The sequence below is a fragment of the Pseudomonas sp. URIL14HWK12:I12 genome, assembly GCF_003097135.1.
Lineage (GTDB): Bacteria > Pseudomonadota > Gammaproteobacteria > Pseudomonadales > Pseudomonadaceae > Aquipseudomonas.
The window spans coordinates 410,468-429,008 of the sequence record NZ_QEQL01000002.1; the positions used below are offsets into that span (position 1 = coordinate 410,468).

General features: G+C 61.0%; 17 protein-coding genes and 1 tRNA gene. 9 read left to right on the forward strand and 9 right to left on the reverse strand.

The features are described 5' to 3' along the window. Window positions 1-85 precede the first annotated feature (85 nt). A complete protein-coding gene (gene apbC, locus F474_RS09010; RefSeq protein ID WP_097085478.1) occupies window positions 86-1,180 on the forward strand; it encodes an iron-sulfur cluster carrier protein ApbC in 1,095 nt (364 codons plus the stop codon). A gap of 196 nt (window positions 1,181-1,376) precedes the next feature. Here the strand turns inward: apbC and F474_RS09015 are convergent, their stop codons facing one another. Further along, window positions 1,377-1,586: a cold-shock protein gene (locus F474_RS09015; RefSeq protein WP_097085477.1), complete on the reverse strand. Its 210-nt coding sequence runs from the start codon at window positions 1,584-1,586 to the stop codon at window positions 1,377-1,379. 272 nt (window positions 1,587-1,858) lie between these two features. Here F474_RS09015 and dcd point away from each other — a divergent pair, with 272 nt between their 5' ends. Both dcd and F474_RS09025 read left to right on the forward strand, forming a co-directional pair. Continuing rightward, window positions 1,859-2,425, forward strand: coding sequence for a dCTP deaminase (gene dcd, locus F474_RS09020; RefSeq protein WP_097085476.1), 567 nt, complete (start codon window positions 1,859-1,861; stop codon window positions 2,423-2,425). 114 nt (window positions 2,426-2,539) lie between these two features. Continuing rightward, window positions 2,540-2,764, forward strand: coding sequence for a hypothetical protein (locus F474_RS09025; RefSeq protein WP_097085475.1), 225 nt, complete (start codon window positions 2,540-2,542; stop codon window positions 2,762-2,764). Between the two features lie 95 nt (window positions 2,765-2,859). On the opposite strand, the gene F474_RS09030 is transcribed toward F474_RS09025, so the two are convergent. Beyond that, window positions 2,860-4,218, reverse strand: a complete 1,359-nt coding sequence (locus F474_RS09030) for an MFS transporter (RefSeq protein ID WP_097085474.1) — start codon at window positions 4,216-4,218, stop codon at window positions 2,860-2,862. 145 nt (window positions 4,219-4,363) lie between these two features. Then, the gene (locus F474_RS09035) at window positions 4,364-5,398 is read right to left on the reverse strand and encodes a LacI family DNA-binding transcriptional regulator (RefSeq protein WP_256577758.1); all 1,035 of its coding nucleotides are present in this window, start codon (window positions 5,396-5,398) and stop codon (window positions 4,364-4,366) included. A 288-nt stretch (window positions 5,399-5,686) separates the two neighbouring features. Between F474_RS09035 and F474_RS09040 the strand changes: the two genes are divergently transcribed. Continuing rightward, on the forward strand, window positions 5,687-7,261 hold the full coding sequence (locus tag F474_RS09040; RefSeq protein WP_097085472.1) for a bifunctional diguanylate cyclase/phosphodiesterase: 1,575 nt from the start codon (window positions 5,687-5,689) through the stop codon (window positions 7,259-7,261). Window positions 7,262-7,298: 37 nt separating this feature from the next. Here F474_RS09040 and greB read toward each other — a convergent pair whose 3' ends face one another. The 3 genes from greB to F474_RS09055 are packed head-to-tail and all read right to left on the reverse strand — an operon-like array spanning window position 7,299 to window position 9,025. Beyond that, window positions 7,299-7,772: a transcription elongation factor GreB gene (greB, locus tag F474_RS09045; RefSeq protein ID WP_097085471.1), complete on the reverse strand. Its 474-nt coding sequence runs from the start codon at window positions 7,770-7,772 to the stop codon at window positions 7,299-7,301. 24 nt (window positions 7,773-7,796) lie between these two features. Continuing rightward, window positions 7,797-8,528, reverse strand: coding sequence for a UDP-2,3-diacylglucosamine diphosphatase (gene lpxH, locus F474_RS09050; RefSeq protein WP_097085470.1), 732 nt, complete (start codon window positions 8,526-8,528; stop codon window positions 7,797-7,799). Next, the gene (locus tag F474_RS09055) at window positions 8,525-9,025 is read right to left on the reverse strand and encodes a peptidylprolyl isomerase (RefSeq protein ID WP_097085469.1); all 501 of its coding nucleotides are present in this window, start codon (window positions 9,023-9,025) and stop codon (window positions 8,525-8,527) included. Before F474_RS09055 ends, lpxH begins: the two co-directional genes overlap by 4 nt. Window positions 9,026-9,152: 127 nt before the next feature. Here F474_RS09055 and F474_RS09060 point away from each other — a divergent pair, with 127 nt between their 5' ends. Continuing rightward, entirely contained in the window at window positions 9,153-10,841 is a 1,689-nt protein-coding gene (locus F474_RS09060) for a glutamine--tRNA ligase/YqeY domain fusion protein (RefSeq protein WP_097085468.1), read from the forward strand. Between the two features lie 6 nt (window positions 10,842-10,847). Further along, window positions 10,848-12,221 carry a cysteine--tRNA ligase gene (gene cysS, locus F474_RS09065; protein WP_097085467.1) on the forward strand — a complete coding sequence of 458 codons (1,374 nt, stop codon included), beginning with the start codon at window positions 10,848-10,850 and terminating at the stop codon, window positions 12,219-12,221. A gap of 14 nt (window positions 12,222-12,235) precedes the next feature. Here cysS and F474_RS09070 read toward each other — a convergent pair whose 3' ends face one another. From F474_RS09070 to F474_RS09085, 3 genes are all read right to left on the reverse strand, one after another. Further along, window positions 12,236-13,105 (reverse strand): formate/nitrite transporter family protein, encoded by an 870-nt coding sequence (locus tag F474_RS09070; RefSeq protein ID WP_097085466.1) that lies wholly within the window; start codon window positions 13,103-13,105, stop codon window positions 12,236-12,238. 48 nt (window positions 13,106-13,153) lie between these two features. Continuing rightward, window positions 13,154-14,041, reverse strand: coding sequence for an alpha/beta hydrolase (locus F474_RS09075; RefSeq protein WP_097085465.1), 888 nt, complete (start codon window positions 14,039-14,041; stop codon window positions 13,154-13,156). Window positions 14,042-14,300: 259 nt separating this feature from the next. Then, window positions 14,301-15,962: a methyl-accepting chemotaxis protein gene (locus tag F474_RS09085; RefSeq protein ID WP_097085463.1), complete on the reverse strand. Its 1,662-nt coding sequence runs from the start codon at window positions 15,960-15,962 to the stop codon at window positions 14,301-14,303. 337 nt (window positions 15,963-16,299) lie between these two features. On the opposite strand from F474_RS09085, the gene F474_RS09090 reads away from it, so the two are divergent. From F474_RS09090 to F474_RS09100, 3 genes are all read left to right on the forward strand, one after another. Then, window positions 16,300-16,971 (forward strand): polysaccharide lyase family 7 protein, encoded by a 672-nt coding sequence (locus F474_RS09090; protein ID WP_097085462.1) that lies wholly within the window; start codon window positions 16,300-16,302, stop codon window positions 16,969-16,971. 55 nt (window positions 16,972-17,026) lie between these two features. Further along, window positions 17,027-18,160 (forward strand): hypothetical protein, encoded by a 1,134-nt coding sequence (locus F474_RS09095; RefSeq protein ID WP_097085609.1) that lies wholly within the window; start codon window positions 17,027-17,029, stop codon window positions 18,158-18,160. A gap of 49 nt (window positions 18,161-18,209) precedes the next feature. Beyond that, window positions 18,210-18,286 (forward strand) — tRNA-Val (locus F474_RS09100). Window positions 18,287-18,541 lie beyond the last annotated feature (255 nt).

Sequence of the window (18,541 nt, forward strand, 5' to 3'; positions counted from 1 at the left end):
TTTTTTTCACCCTGTGGGGCAGGCGCGTGTGGCCTTTGGCGTTAGCATAGGCGGCCAATGTACCCGTAGACCATTCGGAGCCCCTATGAGCGCTGTCACCACCGCTACCGTCGAAGCGGCCCTTCGCCAATACACCGACCCTTATCTCGAGCAAGACCCGGTCAGTGCCGGCTGCGTCGAGCGCATCGACGTGCAAGGTGATCGGGTAGAGGTGGCGCTGTGCCTGGGTTATGCCGCTGGGCAGTTCCACCCCGGTTGGGCGCAAACTCTGCAGGCGGGCCTGGAGCAGCTGCAGGGCGTGGCCAGCGCCAAGGTGGTGGTGCGCACAGAGGTGCTGCCCCACAAGGCGCAAGCGCAAGTCCCGGCCATGGCCAGTGTCAAGAACATCATCGCTGTGGCGTCCGGCAAAGGCGGTGTGGGCAAATCGACCACCGCCGCCAACCTGGCCTTGGCCCTGGCCCTAGAGGGCGCTCGGGTCGGGATCCTCGATGCCGACATCTACGGCCCCAGCCAAGGCATCATGTTCGGCATTCCCGAAGGTACCCGACCACAAGTGCGTGATCAGAAATGGTTTGTGCCGATCAAGGCACACGGGGTAGAGGTCATGTCCATGGCGTTTCTCACCGATGACAACACCCCTATGGTGTGGCGCGGGCCGATGGTTTCTGGCGCGCTGCTGCAGTTGATCACCCAGACCGCGTGGGACAACCTCGACTATCTGGTGATCGACATGCCACCGGGTACCGGAGACATCCAGCTGACGTTGTCGCAAAAGGTGCCCGTGGCAGGTTCGGTGGTAGTGACCACGCCGCAGGACCTCGCGCTGTTGGACGCACGCAAAGGGGTGGAGATGTTCCGCAAGGTCCACATTCCGGTGCTTGGTGTGGTGGAGAACATGGCAGTGCACGTGTGCTCGAACTGCGGCCATGCCGAGCATTTGTTCGGTGAAGGTGGCGGTGAGAAGCTCGCGGCGCAGTATGGTGTCGACCTCCTGGCCTCGCTACCGCTGGCGATGACTATCCGCGAACAGGCCGATGGAGGGCGCCCTACGGTCATCGCCGAACCTGAAAGCCTGATTGCCATGACCTACCAGCAACTGGCTCGCCACGTGGGGGCCCGCATCGTGCGCCAGGCGGCGACGGCACCGGCGATGCCGACGATCACGGTTAGCGACGATTGATGGCGCAGGGAGCGGGGCGGCCGTAATAGCCGCTTCGAGAGGCAGTTTGTGCAGGGCTCGCTGTACGGTGCGGGTGGCAAAATGCTCATTGCATGGCGCCCATTGCATGGCGCCCACTGCGTGGCGCCCACTGCGTGGCGCCAAAAAAAGAAAAACCCGCCGATTGGCGGGTTTTTCTCGGGCAGTGCCGCGAAGCTTAGGCTACGCGAACTTGCTCGGCTTGCATGCCTTTCTGGCCGCGGGTAGCAACGAAGCTGACCGCTTGGCCTTCTTTCAGGCTTTTGAAACCGTCGGATTCGATGGCTTTGTAGTGAACGAACAGGTCGTCACCAGCTTCCGGGGTGATGAAGCCGTAGCCTTTCTCATCGTTGAACCACTTGACGGTACCGTTTTGACGGTTGGACATTTGAATCAGTCTCCTTGGACTAAGTGAACAGCGCTCGGGAACATCCCCAGACGCGACTGAGTGCAAAGAGCGGAAAAATTCTTGTAGATGGAGATATCGAAACCTAACATCGTGCAGTCATTCTCGGCGACACGTAGCATCACAGTAGCGCCACCTTACCCGTTTTCGACAGCCCTGCCAATGGCCTTGTGCGCTGCTGCTTTTGCGCTGGGTGGCGCGCGCCGGTAAGATGCGCGCAAATTCGTTCTTTTGGTTAATTCAGGGCCCTGCAAATGAGCATCAAATCGGACAAGTGGATTCGTCGCATGGCGCAAGAGCACGGCATGATCGAGCCGTTCGTCGAGCGGCAGGTGCGCGGCGAGGGCGCCGACCGGTTGATCTCCTTCGGGGTGTCCAGCTATGGCTACGATGTGCGTTGCGCCGACGAGTTCAAGGTCTTCACCAATATCAACAGCGCCACGGTCGACCCCAAGAATTTCGACGCCGGCAGCTTCGTGGATATCAAGAGCGACGTCTGCATCATTCCACCCAACTCCTTCGCCTTGGCACGTACCGTCGAATATTTCCGCATACCGCGCAATGTGCTGACCATCTGCCTGGGCAAAAGCACGTACGCGCGCTGCGGCATCATCGTCAATGTCACCCCGCTCGAGCCGGAGTGGGAAGGCCATGTGACCCTCGAATTTTCCAATACCACCACACTGCCTGCGAAGATCTACGCCAACGAGGGCGTCGCGCAGATGCTGTTTCTGGAGTCCGACGAGGAATGCGAAGTCTCTTATAAAGACCGCGGTGGTAAATATCAGGGCCAACGTGGCGTGACCTTGCCCAGAGCTTGAGGTTGGCTGCCTGCCGATGAAGGGCGGGAATTTGCCCTCATTCTTGCACTCCAACAAGGGTCGCCATGCGATTTGCGCTGATGTGCAACGCAGGCAAACGACCCAGGAGTGCCTATGAAGCTCGACCCAACCATCCGTGCGACCCTCGCACACTTGCAGCCGAATCAGATCGGCATGATGGCATGGACGCTGCTCGCCAACCCCCTAGCGACGCATCAGGCCGGCGGCCTGCCCGGCCAGCCAGACCCGGATATCCCCTACCCGGCTCAGCCCGAGGAGCCCTCGGAGCCGGGCGAGCCCACCCTTCCAGACCAACCGCCACCCACCCCGATGGCGTGAACAACAAAGGGCGCCCGAGGGCGCCCTTTGTCATTGGCTGTTGCTTTAAAAGAGCCAGGTATCGGGCTGTTGCCCGCTGCCCTGGCTTTTGACTTTCAGTGAGTGACCGGGGCGCTTGCCTTCTCGGCCGGGGCTTCATCGACCACCCCTTTGAGCTCGATACGCTTGATCTCGCCCACGATGAACAGGTAGCTGAACGCCGCTACGAAGGCGTTCACGCCTACGAACACCAAAGCCATCTTGAACGAGCCGGTCGAGGCAATGATGTAGCCGATGATGATCGGGGTGCTGATCGAAGACAGGTTGCCGATCATGTTGAACAGGCCACCCGACAGACCTGCGATCTGCTTGGGTGCGGTGTCTGACATGACAGCCCAGCCCAATGCACCGATACCTTTGCCAAAGAACGCCAATGCCATAAAGCCCACGACCATCCAGTCGGCATCGACATAGTTGCACAGGATCATGCTCATCGACAGCAACATGCCGCCCACGATCGGCACTTTGCGTGCCACGCTCAAGCTGTTGCCGCGGCGCAGCAGCCAGTCGGAAATGATCCCGCCCAGCACGCCGCCAATGAATCCGCAAACCGCTGGCAAGGAGGCGATGAAGCCCGCTTTGAGGATGGTCATGCCGCGTTCCTGTACCAGATAAACCGGGAACCAGGTCAGGAAAAAGTAGGTGAGGGCGTTGATGCAAAACTGGCCCAAGTAAATACCTGCCATCATCCGGTTGCTCAGCAACTGGCCGATGTAGCTCCACTTGGGGCCTGCGTCCTTCTTCGCGCCAGCCTGATCGAGCTCAACCAATGCCCCGTTCTGGGCGATGTACTCGTATTCGGCTGCATTGATCTTGGGGTGATCCTTGGGGCTGTAGATGGTGTACATCCAGATCACCGAGATGACGATACCTAGGCCGCCCATCACCAGAAACACATGCTGCCAGCCCCAGTGGTACACGATGGCGCCCATCATCGGCGCGAACAGCACGGTGGCAAAATACTGCGCCGAATTGAATACCGCAGAGGCAGTGCCGCGCTCCTTGGTTGGGAACCAGGCTGCGACGATGCGCGCATTGCCCGGGAAGGAGGGCGCTTCGGCCAGGCCTACCAGCATGCGCAGGCAGAACAGCGAAGCGACGATGACGCCAGTGCCGAATTCACCCACATAGCCCTGAGCGATAGTGAACACAGACCACAGGAAGATCCCGGCGGCATACACCTTTTTTGAACCGAAACGGTCGAGCAGCCAACCCCCTGGGATCTGGCCGAGCACATAGGCCCAACCGAAGGCAGAGAAGATGTAGCCCAGTGAGACGGCGTCGATGCCCAGCTCTTTCTGGATGCTTGAGCCTGCGATGGAGATGGTAGCGCGGTCGGCATAGTTGATCGTGGTCACCAGGAACAGCATGAACAGGATCAGGTAGCGGACGCGGGACTGCTTGGTGCTTTGCATGGTGAAGCTCCCACGAATTGTTTTTGTCTGGCGGGGCAGTGCGGGCCTGCACGTACGTTGTTAGTCGTCGTACAACATTGGCTGCATCATCATAGGCAGATAACGTTATCATTCAACCCCCTCCGCTCAGTTTTTTTACAAACGGTCAGGTGCTGGCGCGTTCGATGAGTTCGAAGCCGGTATCCACGCGGGTTTCAGTGGGCTGCCCAATGAGGCGGCGAAGCAGTGCCCGTGCGACTTGCTCGCCCATGGCTTCTGAGTTCACGCTGACGGTAGACAGTGGGGGCCAGGCGAAGCGGCCATTCTGGGTGTCGCCGAAACCCAGTACGCGTACATCTTCAGGTACCCGAAGGCCCCGGCTGCTGGCTTCGGCGATGACCCCAAGCGCGACAGTGTCGGAGCTACAGAACACCAGATCAGGCGGTGTGGGGTGCTCCGCCAGCATCACGGCAAACCCTTTGCGGCCGACCTCCCACGTCGACGGCAGGGGGAGGATGACTTCCGATGCGGGGCGCGCGCCTGCATCAAGCAGCGCTCGCGCCAGGCCCTGGTTGCGCCTGCGAGCACGTGGGTCGTCGACTGAAATCAGCCCTTGCCGGCGACAGCCTTTTTTCAGGAAGTGGGCGCCGACGGTTTGACCCACTGCCTCGTGGGAGAAACCCACCTGAATGTCCAAGGGATCATCGGATAGGTCCCACGCTTCCACAACGGGAATGCCTGCATTGGCGAGCCGCTCGCGGCAGGCAGCGGTATGCAGGGTTCCCGTCAACACGATGCCGTCGGGCCTGCGGCCGATGATCGCCTCGAGCAACGCTTGTTCTTTCTCTGCCGAATAGCCAGTTGGGCCGATCAGGGACTGATAGCCCGCTTCGGTGAGGCGATCCATGATGGCATGGATAACGTTGGCATAAATGGAGTTGGCGACAGTTGGCAGCAGGATGGCTATCAGATGGCTACGGCTGGTAGCCAGGCTGCCCGCAAGCAGGTTCGGCCGGTAGCCCATGCGGCTGACCACCTCCAACACCCGTTCGCGCGTGGCTGCGCTGACCAGCTCCGGGCGGTGCAGTGCACGCGATACGGTGATCGGCGACACGCCCGCCTGCCGCGCGACGTCGGTAACCGTGACTGGGTGGCCGTCGCCAGGGGCAGCCCCAGCGCTTCTGCGGGATTTTCTGGCCAAGGCGATCCTTGCGGTGTTTGAGGCCACGAAGTATGCCATGCCTCTGGTTTCGCAGTCGCGTATTGCTGTTTCGTCGGCCGGGGCAGCGCAGCGATGTTGCTATTCTGAAGATAATGCCATAATGATGGCACCTTGCGCTGCAAGCGCTGTCTGTAGTGCGCAAGGTTGCTTTCAACGACAGGGATCCGTTCGACACGCTCACAAAGCGGCTCAGGGCCCCTCGCACGATCGACTCGACGACAGGTGCCCTACTGCCATACGCCTATTCCGCGTATGCGGAGGTTCTACATGATTGACCTGACGTTGAGGCGACCCTTTCGCCTTTGGTTGCTGGTGGCTGTAACCTTGCTCACCACTCTGTGCATCGCCATCGTGTGGGAGTTTTACCTCGAGCGGGTGATCTCGCATCTGCTGGGGTTGCCCTATAACAACGCTTTTGAAGAGTCCGAGCGGTGGCGTTTTGTGGCCACCTCCACGCTCTTCGCAGGCCTCTCCATCATTTCGCCCTCGATCCTGCTGAGAAAGCTGATTGCCAATACGCGCGTGGGTTATCGCGAGTTGCGTATTGCCAAAGAGCAGTCCGAACACGTTTCGCGGGTCGATGAGCTGAGTGGCTTGGTTAACCGGCGCTTCTTCATGAAGCAGCTGGCTCATTGCCTGGAAGCCGGCGAACCTACCACGGTGATGCTGATCGACCTGGATAAATTCAAGGTGATCAACGACACCTACGGCCATGGCAGCGGTGATTACGTGATCGCTGAAACCGGTCGCCGTCTGAACGATGTGGCGCAAGCATACGGTGCTACGGCGGCCAGGCTTGGGGGTGACGAGTTCTGCCTCTTGCATAGCGGCCGAACCGACCGGGCGGGCCTGGAAGCGTTCGCCGAGCGGCTGATTGCAGCCCTGTATGCACCCATCACGCTTGAGGGGCGTGCCTTGCAGGTGGGGGCGACCGTGGGGATCGCCCGTGCGCCGTTCGATGCCAAAACGCCTTCCGAGCTGCTGCATAAGGCCGACAACGCTATGTATTGGGGCAAGCGTACTGGGCGCGCGCGTTACAGCTTCTACGATTCTGGCCATGAGGCGATGGAGCGGGACCGCCGCGAGCTTGAGGATCGCCTGTTGATGGGGCTGGCCTTGAGCGAGTTCGAGCCTTACTTTCAGCCGATCGTGGAGTTGCCGAGGCAGGCACCGGTGGGGTTTGAGATCCTGACGCGGTGGGTCCGGCCAGGTGATGATCCGGTGATGCCCGGCGAGTTCATTCCAGCCATCCAGGCCCTCGGGCGGATCCCCGAGATGACGTATCAGGTATTGGCCAAGGCATGCGCCATTGCCGCGGCCTGGCCTGCACACATCAAGCTGTCGCTGAACCTGACCTCGCAGATGATCGTGGAGCCTTTGTTTGCCGATCAGCTGGTCGAACAATTGAAGAAGTCAGGTTTTGCCCCCCAGCGGCTTGAAGTAGAGATCACCGAGCAGGCGCTGGTAGAGAACCTCGATGCCGCCCGGCGCAACCTGGGTGTGCTCCGGGCGCACGGCATCACTGTCGCGCTGGACGACTTCGGCACTGGCTACAGCGGGCTCTATCACCTGGCACGGCTGGAGATCGACAAGATCAAGATCGATCAGTCGTTCTTCGAGCACGGCCAGGCCCATGGGCTGAAAATGGCCGATGCGATTCTTGGGATGGCACGCAGCCTACAGATCCAGGTCACTGCCGAAGGCATTGAGCACGCCAGCACGCCCTATTTGCCCGACTGGCTGGCGCATCGCGGGTGCCACTATGGCCAGGGCTATCTGTTCGGCCGGCCGATGCCGGCCGAGCATGTAGGGCGTTACCTGGCGACAGCGCCGGGCAGTTGAGGCTCAACCTCGCTGGAGGCGCTGCCAGGTGGGTGGCTCAACTGCCGTAGTAAATGCGGTTGATGTACCAGGTCGCTTCGCCGCCGGGTACTTGCACCTGCACCTCATCGCCTTCTTCTTTCTTCAGCAGGGCACGGGCCATGGGCGAATCGATGGAGATGTAGTCGTTGCGCCCGTAGATTTCGTCATAGCCCACGACCCTGAAGGTTTTGGTTTGGCCCTCATCGTTCTCGATCTCCACCCAAGCGCCGAAGAATACCCGCCCTTCCTGCTCAGGCGCGTAGTCCACGACCTTGGTGTCTTCCAGGCGCTTGCGCAGATAGCGCACGCGCCGATCAATTTCACGCAGTAGCTTCTTGTTGTACTGGTAGTCGGCGTTTTCGCTGCGATCGCCCAATGAGGCGGCCCAAGCCACCTTCTGGGTGATTTCGGGCCGGTAGACACGCCAAAGGTGATCGAGCTCTTGCTTGAGGGCGTCGAAGCCCTCGCGGGTGATGATATTGGTGGGCATTGGGCTGTGCCTGTGGTTAGGGCCTCAGGGCGCCGGTGCGAGGTCGAAGGGGTCCAGGTGCCAGCCGTTGGCGCCGACTTCCAGTACCCAGCCCTGGCGATCCCAGTCGCCGAGCACGATGCGCCGGGCGGCCTGGCCATCGACCAGCAGGTGATGGATCGCCGGGCGATGGGTATGGCCGTGCACCAGGGTGCGCGTGCCGTGGCGGGCCATGCAGGCGGCTACTTCATCGGGGGTTACGTCGACGATATCACTGGCCTTCATGCGCACCTGCTGGCGGCTTTCACTGCGCAGGGTACGTGCGAGTTTGCGCCGAGTGGCAATGGGCAGGTGCTTGAGCACCCAGAGCGTGACCGGGTTACGCAGAATTCGGCGCAGCTTCTGGTAGCGCTCGTCGCGGGTGCAGAGCAGGTCGCCATGCATCAGCAATACCGGCTCACCGCCCAACTCCACAACGCTGGGATCGGCCAGCAGCGTGCAGCCGGCAGCGCGGCAGAAACGCTGGCCGATCAGAAAATCCCGATTGCCATGCATCAGAAAAAGGCGTGTACCTTGCTCTGCGAGTGCCCTGAGGGCTTGGGCGATGCCGTCCTGGAAGGCGCTGGTGGCGTCGTCGCCAATCCATACTTCGAAGAAATCGCCAAGGATGTACAGCGCCTCGGCGCCGCGGGCTCGGCCATCGAGAAAATCAAGAAACGCCCGGGTGATGTCCGGGCGCTCTTCCTGCAGGTGCAGATCGGAAACCAGCAGAATCACTCAACGATCTCGGCGGTCTCGATGATTACGTCATCCTTGGGAACATCCTGATGGCCAGCCTTCGAACCGGTGGCAACGCCCTTGATGGCGTCGACCACGTCCTGGCCTTCGATCACTTCACCGAACACCGCGTAGCCCCAGCCTTGTGGGGTAGGAGCGCTGTGGTTGAGGAAGTCGTTGTCGGCCACGTTGATGAAGAACTGTGCCGAAGCCGAATGCGGCTCCATGGTGCGAGCCATGGCAACGCTGTACTTCTTGTTCTTCAGGCCGTTGTTGGCCTCGTTCTTGATACTTGCGCGGGTTTTCTTCTGCTCCATGCCTGGGGCGAAGCCGCCGCCCTGGATCATGAAGTTGTTGATCACGCGGTGAAACACGGTGCCGTTGTAATGGCCTTCGTTAACGTACTGGACGAAGTTCGCAACGGTCTCCGGCGCCTTGGCTTCGTCGAGTTGCAGGACGATATCGCCGTGATTGGTTTTGAGCTTGACCTTGGACATATGCAGTACTCTTGTCGAAAATTCAGGGGCAGGGCGGCGCAGCACCGCGCCGGCCTGTCAGTGGCTTGACACCTTCGGCTATGATAAGCGCTTTGTTATAGCTGGCACACCCGTATTCAAGGATTCTATGAGCAAGCCTACCGCCGACAGTTCCGCCGCCAAGGCCCCCGTGGCGCCCACCAATTTCCTGCGCCCGATCGTCCAGGCCGACCTCGACGCAGGCAAGCACACTGCCATCGTCACCCGCTTTCCGCCGGAGCCTAACGGCTACCTGCACATTGGGCATGCCAAATCCATCTGCGTGAACTTCGGCCTGGCCCAGGAATTCGGTGGTGCATGCAACCTGCGTTTCGACGACACCAACCCGGCCAAGGAAGACCAGGAATACATCGACGCCATCAAGAGCGATGTGCAGTGGCTGGGCTTTCAATGGGCCGGCGAGCCGCGTTATGCCTCCGACTACTTCGACCAACTGCATGATTGGGCGGTCGAGCTGATCACGGCGGGCAAGGCCTATGTATGCGACCTGACACCCGAGCAGGCACGCGAGTACCGCGGCAGCCTGACCGAGCCGGGCAAGAACAGCCCCTTCCGAGACCGCCCGGTCGAAGAAAGCCTGGACCTGTTCGCGCGCATGAAGGCCGGTGAGTTCGAAGACGGTGCACGCGTACTGCGAGCCAAGATCGACATGGCCTCGCCGAACATGAACCTTCGCGACCCGATCCTTTACCGCATCCGCCACGCTCACCATCACCAGACCGGCGACAAATGGTGCATCTATCCCAACTACGACTTCACACATGGCCAGTCCGATGCCATCGAAGGGGTGACGCATTCGATCTGCACCCTTGAGTTCGAAGGCCACCGGCCGCTGTACGACTGGTTCCTGGACAACCTGTCGGTTCCGTGCAAGCCGCGCCAGTACGAGTTCTCCCGGCTGAACCTGAACTACACCATCACCAGCAAGCGCAAGCTCAAGCAACTGGTCGACGAAAAACACGTGGCTGGGTGGGACGACCCGCGCATGTCGACCCTGCAGGGCTTCCGCCGCCGTGGCTATACCCCGGCATCGATCCGCAATTTCTGCGACATGATCGGCACCAACCGTTCCGACGGCGTGGTCGACATGAACATGCTCGAGTTCAGCATTCGCGAAGACCTGGACCAAAACGCCCCGCGAGCGATGTGCGTGCTGCGCCCATTGAAGGTGGTTATCACCAACTACCCCGAAAACGAGGCCCAGACCCTGGAGCTGGTGCGCCATCCCAAGCAGGACATGGGCACCCGCCAGTTGCCGTTTGCCCGCGAGCTGTACATCGACCGTGAAGACTTCATGGAAGCGCCGCCCAAGGGCTACAAGCGCCTGGAGCCAGGGGGTGAAGTACGCCTGCGTGGTGCCTATGTGATTCGCGCCGATGAGGCCGTCAAGGATGCCCAGGGCAACATCGTCGAGCTGCGCTGCAGCTATGACCCCGACACCTTGGGCAAGAACCCCGAGGGCCGCAAGGTCAAGGGCGTGATTCACTGGGTGCCGGCGCAGGCTTCGGTGGAGTGCGAAGTACGCCTTTACGACCGCCTGTTCCGCTCGCCGAACCCGGAGAAAACCGAAGAGGGCGGCACCTTCCTGGACAACATCAACCCCGATTCGCTCAAGGTGCTCAGCGGTTGCCGCGCCGAGCCTTCGCTGGCGCAGGCCGCACCCGAGGACCGTTTCCAGTTCGAGCGTGAAGGCTACTTCTGCGCGGACCTCAAAGACCACACCGCTGCCAAACCGGTCTTCAACCTGACCGTGACCCTGCGTGACTCCTGGAGCTGACTGGCCGTGCTGACCGTTTACAACACGCTGACGAAAACCAAGGAAGTTTTCACCCCGCTCGACGGCAACAAGGTGCGCATGTACGTGTGCGGCATGACCGTGTACGACTACTGCCACCTGGGGCACGGTCGCAGCATGGTGGCCTTCGACCTGGTCAACCGCTGGCTGCGTTACAGCGGTTACGACCTGACTTTCGTGCGCAACATCACCGACATCGACGACAAGATCATCCACCGCGCCCAGGCCAACGGCGAGCCGTTCGACGCCCTGACCGAGCGCATGATCGCCGCGATGCACGAGGACGAAGCGCGCCTGAGCATCCTGCGCCCTGACCAGGAGCCGCGTGCCACCGACCATATCCCTGGCATGCACGCGATGATCCAAACCCTCATTGACAAGGGTTACGCCTACGCCCCAGGCAACGGCGACGTCTACTACCGCGTGGGCAAGTTCCAGGGCTACGGCAAGCTTTCGCGCAAGAAGATCGAAGACTTGCGCATTGGTGCCCGCATCGAGGTGGGCGAGGCCAAGCAGGACCCGCTGGACTTCGTGCTGTGGAAGGGCGCCAAGCCCGGCGAGCCGAGCTGGGAATCGCCCTGGGGGGCGGGCCGGCCAGGCTGGCACATCGAGTGCTCGGTGATGTCCACCTGCTGCCTGGGTGAAACCTTCGATATCCACGGCGGTGGCAGCGACCTGGAGTTCCCGCATCACGAGAACGAGATCGCCCAGAGCGAGGCTGCCACGGGCAAGCTGTATGCCGCGCGCTGGATGCATTGCGGGATGATCCGCATCAACGGCGAGAAGATGTCCAAGTCATTGAACAACTTCTTCACCATTCGCGATGTGCTGCAAAGCTACCATCCGGAGACGGTGCGTTACCTGCTGGTTTCCAGCCATTACCGCAGCGCGATCAACTACTCCGAGGAAAGCCTGCGCGACGCCAAGGCCGCTCTGGAGCGGTTCTACAATGCGCTCAAGGGTTTGCCCCGCATGGCACCGGCCGGTGGTGAAGCGTTCGTCGAGCGGTTTACCACTGCGATGAACGATGACTTCGGCACGCCGGAGGCCTGCGCGGTGTTGTTCGACCTGGTGCGCGAGATCAATCGCCTGCGCGAGGTCGATGCCCAGGCCGCTGCAGGCCTTGCTGGCCGCTTGCGCGAGCTGGGCGGCTTGCTGGGTGTGTTGCAACTGGAGGCCGACGACTTCCTGCGCGCGGGCGCCAGCGTCGATGCCGAGCAGGTGGAATCGTTGATCCAGGCGCGCCTGGCAGCACGCGCCGAGAAGAATTGGGCGGAATCGGACCGTATCCGTGATGAGCTCACCGCCCTCGGCGTGGTGCTCGAGGACGGCAAGGGCGGCACCACCTGGCGTTTGCAGTAGCCCGTGGAACGGGCTCAGGCCTTGCGGCTTGAGCCCTGCTTCGCCGGCGAGGGGTGATCGCTGCGGATTTGCGCGTGGCTGATCAAGGTAAATATGAATGTGCCACCAACGATGTTGCCGGCCAGGGTAGGCCCGCCGAACTGCAGAAAGAACTCTCGCCAGCCTGCTTCGCCGGCCCACACCAGGTAACCCACCTCCAGCGAACCTACCACGATGTGGGTGAACTCTCCCAAAGCCATCAGCCAGGTCACCATGATGATCATCCAGATACGTGCCTGATCCAGCGCCGCGATCATCCATACCAGGGTGGCGATCATCCAGCCCGAGATGATGCCCTTGGCGAACATGGTTCCGGCATCGTTTTCCAATACCTTGCGGCCAATGTCGAGGAAGGCGGCATCGGTGGTGGCGTCGAAGATAGGCAAGCGCAGCATCACCCAGCCTACCAGCAGGGTGCCGGCAAGGTTACCCACCAGCACCACGCCCCACAGCCGCGCAAGGCGGCCGAAATTCAGGAACGACGGAGAGCTCATCACCGGCAGCACTGCGGTGATGGTGTTCTCGGTAAACAATTGCTGGCGCGCCAGTATCACCCCGAGAAAGCCAGCGCTGTAGCCAAAGCTCGCCAGCACATGGCTGGAAGGGGAGTCAGGGAGCCGCGAGGTCAGCAGGCCCATCGCCATGAGCGATAAGCCCATGGTGAGGCCGGCTGCCAAGGCTGACCAGAACAGCGCGACCCAGTTACGTTCCAGCTCATGGTCGCCTTGGGCGCGGATGATCTCGTGCAGCACTGCCGCACGAGGTTGCTGGTTCTCTTCGGCTTCTTGCTGCTCGTCAGCGGAGAGGCCTGGGGTTTGTTCTTCCGGGTCTGAAGGTTTTTCCATGGCGATAGCTCTGTGGCGGGATGAATCACAGACTGTGGATCCCACCGATTAGTTGCGCGCCGTTTTCACTCCGAACACCTCTTGCAGGGCCTGGGCGTAAGCGCTGGCGCCGATGATCATGCTGTTGTTGTGGGTGCCCCCTGGCACCAGCAGCAGTTGCTTGGGCTTGCTGGCTGCCTGGAACAGCTCGCGGCTGAAGCGGTCGGGCACGTAGCGGTCGTCGGTGCCGTGCACGATCAGTACCGGCATGCCTATGTGGGCGATCTTGTCGATGGAGTCGAATTTTTCCGATAGCAGCCAGCGCACCGGCAGGGAAGTACCGATCACGGCCTGGGCAGCGGCACCCATGTCGGTGAAGGTCGATTCGATGATCAGGCCCGCCGCGCCAGGCTGCTCGCCACGGCCGATCCGGCTGGCCAGGTCGGTGGCGATCGCCCCGCCCAGGGAGTGCCCGTAGATGAAGCGTTTGCTGGGATCCGGCTGCAACCGCGCAACGTGCTGCCACGCAGCCTGGGCATCTTCGTAAACGCTGCGTTCAGAGGGCAGCTCACCGGGGCTTTGGCCAAAGCCGCGGTAGTCGATGGCCAGGATGGAAAACCCCAAGGCGCGCAGCTGCGTGATGCGCCCCAGTTGAGCGGTGAGGTTCCAGCGCGTTCCATGCAGGTAAAGCGCAACCGGCGCCTGTCGCGAAGGGGCGGGCCACCACCAGGCATGAACATATTGTGCGCTGCTGGTGCCGCTGCGCAGGGGAATGTCCAATTGCTCGACACCCCGCGGCAGGCCCTTGAACCAGCTAGCGGTGCCCGGCTCGATGCTGAAGATCAGCTTGCGTTCCTTATAGGCCAAGCGCGAGCAGCCGTAGGGCAGCAGCACCAGAAGCAGGGCGGCGAAAGCAAGCAACAGCCGCTTGCGGCGGCGTGTGGGGAAAAACGGCAAGGTCGAACTCCTGACAAGGGCAAGCCAAGCCGCTGCCCAAGCAAAGCCTGTGCCGGCTAGCTGGGGTCGCTGCGATGCTGCGCGCAGGCAGGGTAGGGTGCGGCCGCTGCGATTGGCAAGATATGGATGGCCAGCGAAGCTCGAAGGCCCTGCTCGGCAACTTCTAGCTGGCGCTTATACCTCAGCCGAAAGGCTTGCGCAGGGCCGTTCGAAGCATCGCCCTGCGCGGCGCTCAATCACATGTGGGTGGCCATATGGGCTAAAGCGCGAAGCGGGCCATCATGGCGTCCAGTTCAATGGCGATATGGCCCAGCTCCTGGCTGGCCTGGCGGGTTTGCTCGGCGCCGTGGGCGCTTTGCATCGAGAGGTCACGGATGCGCACCAGGTTATGGTCGACCTCGCGCGCGACCTGAGCTTGCTGCTCAGCGGCGCTGGCGATCACTTGATTGCGTTCATCGATGCCGGCAACCGAGCGTGAAATATCACCCAGTACATCGCGCGCGGCTTGCGCTCTGTGCCGGGTGTGCCCGGCTTGTGAGGCGCTATCGGCCAGGGCTTGCAGGGCCTGGCCGGTCCCTTGGTGAATGCCTTCCATCATCTGCTCGATTTCGCGGGTAGACACACCCGTGCGGTGGGCCAGGCTGCGCACCTCGTCGGCCACCACGGCGAAACCGCGGCCTACTTCTCCGGCGCGGGCAGCTTCGATGGCGGCGTTGAGGGCCAGCAGATTAGTCTGGTCGGCTACCGCCCGAATGACGTCCAGGACTTTGTTGATGCCTTGGGTCTGCTCGGCCAGGTTACGGGCCTGGGCGGTAGCGTTTTGCACTTGGTCCGCCAGGCGCCCGATGTCGTGCAGGGTATCGTCCAGTTGCTGCTGGCCGGTATTCACCGCCTCGCTGGAGCGGCGCGATTCGGTGGACGTCGATGCCGCATTGCCGGCCACCTCTTCAACCGCTTGGGTCATTTGTGTGACGGCCGTAGCGGCCAGCTCGATCTCGCTGTATTGCAAGTGCATGCCGCTGGCGCTTTCCTGCATGATCGCGCCCATTTCCTCTGTGGCCGAGTTCAGCCGGCCTACCGTTGCGCCAATCTGGCTGAGCACGTTGTGCAACTGATCGCGCATGTGCCCCAGCTCACCAAGCAGTTGCGCCGCTTCGTCCGTGCCGGTTGCAAGCACCGGCTGGGCCAGGTTGCCCGAAGCGACGGTTCGCGCCACCTGCAGCGCCTGGCGCAAGGGGCGGGTAATGCTCACACTCAGGCGCCAGGCCAGCAACAGCATCAGCACCAGTGTGGCGCCAAGCATCGCTGGCACCACGATGCGTGCCTGATGGGCGTTGTTGGCGGCCTGAGCCAGGGCTTCAGCGCTGGTTTGCTTGTTGAGCTCGCGCAGCAATTGCACCTGCATGTCCATCAGGCCGCCCTGAATGTCCAGTGCCATTCCGGTTTGAGCAATCGCGTCGTCGACCTGCTTGCTCTCGACCAAGGAGATGCCTTTTTTCACCGAATCCAGAAAGGGCAGATACGCATCACGGAGCAACTTGACCGAATCTTGCTCTGCGCCAGCTGGGATGCGAGACAGGTAGTCGGCAAAGGCCGCATTCAGTGAATCGCTCAGTTGCTCGACATTGATCTTGCGGTTCACCAGCTCGGCTGGGTCATTGGCGTGAGCTTGCAGCATCAGTGCTTCGCCGCGAAGCCTCGCCAGGTCCAGTGCGATGGCATCCGCCTGGGCAATGCTGGTCATCGGGCCCTGCTCTATGCGCTCCCCTTGGGCACGAATCCCTTGCATCTGCCACAGGCAGAAGCTTCCAAGGCCGGCGACCAGCAGTGCGGTGATGCCGAAACCGGCGAACAGGCGCCGGCCGATGCTGAGCCTTCGTAGAAGCGAAGGAGGGTTTTTGAGGCGATTGAGTCGTTGCACGGGTGAGGGCCTGCGGGTCTGGAAGACTGGCACCTTTGTACAATTCAAAAATGATGGCTTTGTGACACCCTGGCGATGTGTTCGCGGCAGTGGGCCTCTGAGTTCAACGATTCAGCCTGTTTATCGACGAACGGCAATTTTTGCCCGATGCACGGAATTTTCAGGCTTTAGGCGTAATTGCATTTTGCTAGGGTGGCCAAAGGCCTTTATTTCGAATGGAAATAAACCTTTCCCTCGTTTGAGATTGCTCTTATAACAGCCGCCTTCTTTGATCCGGACGATCACCCTGAACCCCCAAGGACCTCGTTATACAGCTCTTTTACAAGGCCAAGCCGTCATGATCGATCTCGCTGTGTGGAACCTCAGCATTCCCGTTGGCAGCCCGCCGAAAACCGTCGAAACCCCGCAGCTGGTCTCCGGGTACAACGACAAGTACTTCAACTCCAAGAATGGCCAGTTGTTTTTCTGGGCACCGGTGACCGGGGCCAAGACGGCCAACGCCATCTACCCGCGCACCGAGCTGCGTGAGACGTTCAAGGATGGCGAGCTTCGTAACTGGAAATACACCGAAGCGAACAACATGCTGCGTGCCCAGGTAACGGTGAGCAAAGTCCCCTCCTCTGGCAAAGTGGTGATCGGGCAGATCCACTGCTACGAAAGCACCAAGCCCATGGTGAAGCTCGAATACCAGTACAGCGATAGCCTCAAGACTGGCAAGGTAGTAGCCAAGCTGCGGCGCAAGCCTACCCAGAAGGAAGCGCAGGTCATCACCGTAGCCGAGAACGTACCGATGAACACCCGGTTCAAGTACATCATTCACCTCGGTACCCACGGCGACCTGTCGCTGTCTGCTCGCAACATGTCCTACAGCACCAGCATCAGTTCGGCCTGGAAAAACGAAACCCTGTACTTCAAGGCTGGCGTTTATACCCAGGACAACACCGGTTACAGCAGTGAAGGGGGCCAGGTGCTGTTCTCGCAGCTAAAGGCGGTGCACAGCACCAATTGACGGCCACACCCAGGCGCCTACAATGCCGGCCAACTTCCAACCTGCAAGGATGGCCATGAAAGCGAAGTATTTTGCCCTGGCATTATGGGCGCTGGCGCCGATGCTCAACGCCGCCCCCGAAGTGTTTACCGGCACCCTGGGCAAGCTGCCTGTCGTGGTGGAAATCGACGCGGATGGCGACGACGCCACCGGTCGATATTTCTACGAGAAATTTCATAAGGATCTGCCCCTGGCCGGCACGCTGAAAGGTAACCAGCTGGTATTGGCCGAAGGCGACCCCTCGGCTGAGACGCCCCAGGCGCAGTTGCTGCTCCAGCGAGATGGCGAGGGCTGGGCCGGGCAATGGCAGGGCGCCAATGGCAAGCGCCTGCCTGTGTCGTTGGCCAGGGCTCAGATACCGCCGCTGCCCGAAGGGGCGGGTGCGTTCATGGCACAACAGCGGCAAGAGGCACCCTACGACTACCTGCGGCTGCTGCAGACCCCCCTCAAGCCGGGCAAACAAAGCGCCTTCATGGGGTATAGCCTGCAATGGCTGCAAGAGCCTGTCACGGGCCTGAGCATGCCGCAACTGAGCAGTGGCTACACCGACGCCCAGCGCCAGCGGTTGAACGCTGCCTTGCGTGATCGCCTGCTTGCCGAAGTGGTGAACTGGCACAGCTGCCAAGCCAGCGGTGGCAGCAACTTCGATTACACCCAGAGCGTAGCGCCCACCTATTTCTCCGCTTCGGTGATCAGCCTGAACCTCAGCACCGGTTATGACTGCGGGGGCGCCCACCCTGACTCGGGCGACGCCGGGCTCAACCTGTCGGTCGAAACAGGGCAGGAGCTGACGTTAGAAGACGTTCTCTGGCTTGGCCAAGGGCCTGCCAAGCACTACGAGCAAGGCAGCGAAAGCAAGGATTTCGAGGCGCTGAGCCAGTACCGGGACGACCAGTTCGTACCCTGGGTGCTCAAGGTTTTCAAGCGATTGCATCCTGCTGACATGAAGGCACCGCAAAGTGAAGACGACTGTGATTACAGCGATGCGAGCGTTTGGGATTTCCCATCGTGGCATTTCACTGATAAAGGCCTTTACCTAGGGCCGTACTTCGCGCGCGTGATGCGTGCCTGCGAAGGCCCGGAATGGTCGATACTGCCGTGGGCCGAAGTCAAGGCTCACCCGGGCGCTGCGAAGCTGGCGTTACCATGAGCCAGTGCTTGACAGCGCAGGCAAAACCCGTAGAATGCCGCGCCACAGCAGGCACATAGCTCAGTTGGTTAGAGCACCACCTTGACATGGTGGGGGTCGTTGGTTCGAGTCCAATTGTGCCTACCAAATAGAAAGTCCCGCACCGCGGGCAAACAAAAAGGGCGATCCGAAAGGGTCGCCCTTTTTGTTTGCCTTGAAATTGAAGGTGTGTGGTAAATCGCAGGCAGAAAAAAGCCCGCCTGGGGAACGCGGGCTGTAAGCAACAATAATGAGGAGCTGTAGAAAGAGTGCACTGCCGGCTGTGAAAAACGCGTCAACCTGTAGTGAAAAAGCCCTTTTAACAGGCCGAGGCTTTTCGAAGGCAAAGAAAAGCCCGCCAGA

Coding starts and splice junctions, on each gene's coding strand:
- apbC (WP_097085478.1), top strand. CDS start 86: ATGAGCGCTGTCACCACCGCTACCGTCGAAGCGGCCCTTCGCCAATAC.
- F474_RS09015 (WP_097085477.1), bottom strand. CDS start 1,586: ATGTCCAACCGTCAAAACGGTACCGTCAAGTGGTTCAACGATGAGAAA.
- dcd (WP_097085476.1), top strand. CDS start 1,859: ATGAGCATCAAATCGGACAAGTGGATTCGTCGCATGGCGCAAGAGCAC.
- F474_RS09025 (WP_097085475.1), top strand. CDS start 2,540: ATGAAGCTCGACCCAACCATCCGTGCGACCCTCGCACACTTGCAGCCG.
- F474_RS09030 (WP_097085474.1), bottom strand. CDS start 4,218: ATGCAAAGCACCAAGCAGTCCCGCGTCCGCTACCTGATCCTGTTCATG.
- F474_RS09040 (WP_097085472.1), top strand. CDS start 5,687: ATGATTGACCTGACGTTGAGGCGACCCTTTCGCCTTTGGTTGCTGGTG.
- greB (WP_097085471.1), bottom strand. CDS start 7,772: ATGCCCACCAATATCATCACCCGCGAGGGCTTCGACGCCCTCAAGCAA.
- F474_RS09055 (WP_097085469.1), bottom strand. CDS start 9,025: ATGTCCAAGGTCAAGCTCAAAACCAATCACGGCGATATCGTCCTGCAA.
- F474_RS09060 (WP_097085468.1), top strand. CDS start 9,153: ATGAGCAAGCCTACCGCCGACAGTTCCGCCGCCAAGGCCCCCGTGGCG.
- F474_RS09070 (WP_097085466.1), bottom strand. CDS start 13,105: ATGGAAAAACCTTCAGACCCGGAAGAACAAACCCCAGGCCTCTCCGCT.
- F474_RS09090 (WP_097085462.1), top strand. CDS start 16,300: ATGATCGATCTCGCTGTGTGGAACCTCAGCATTCCCGTTGGCAGCCCG.
- F474_RS09095 (WP_097085609.1), top strand. CDS start 17,027: ATGAAAGCGAAGTATTTTGCCCTGGCATTATGGGCGCTGGCGCCGATG.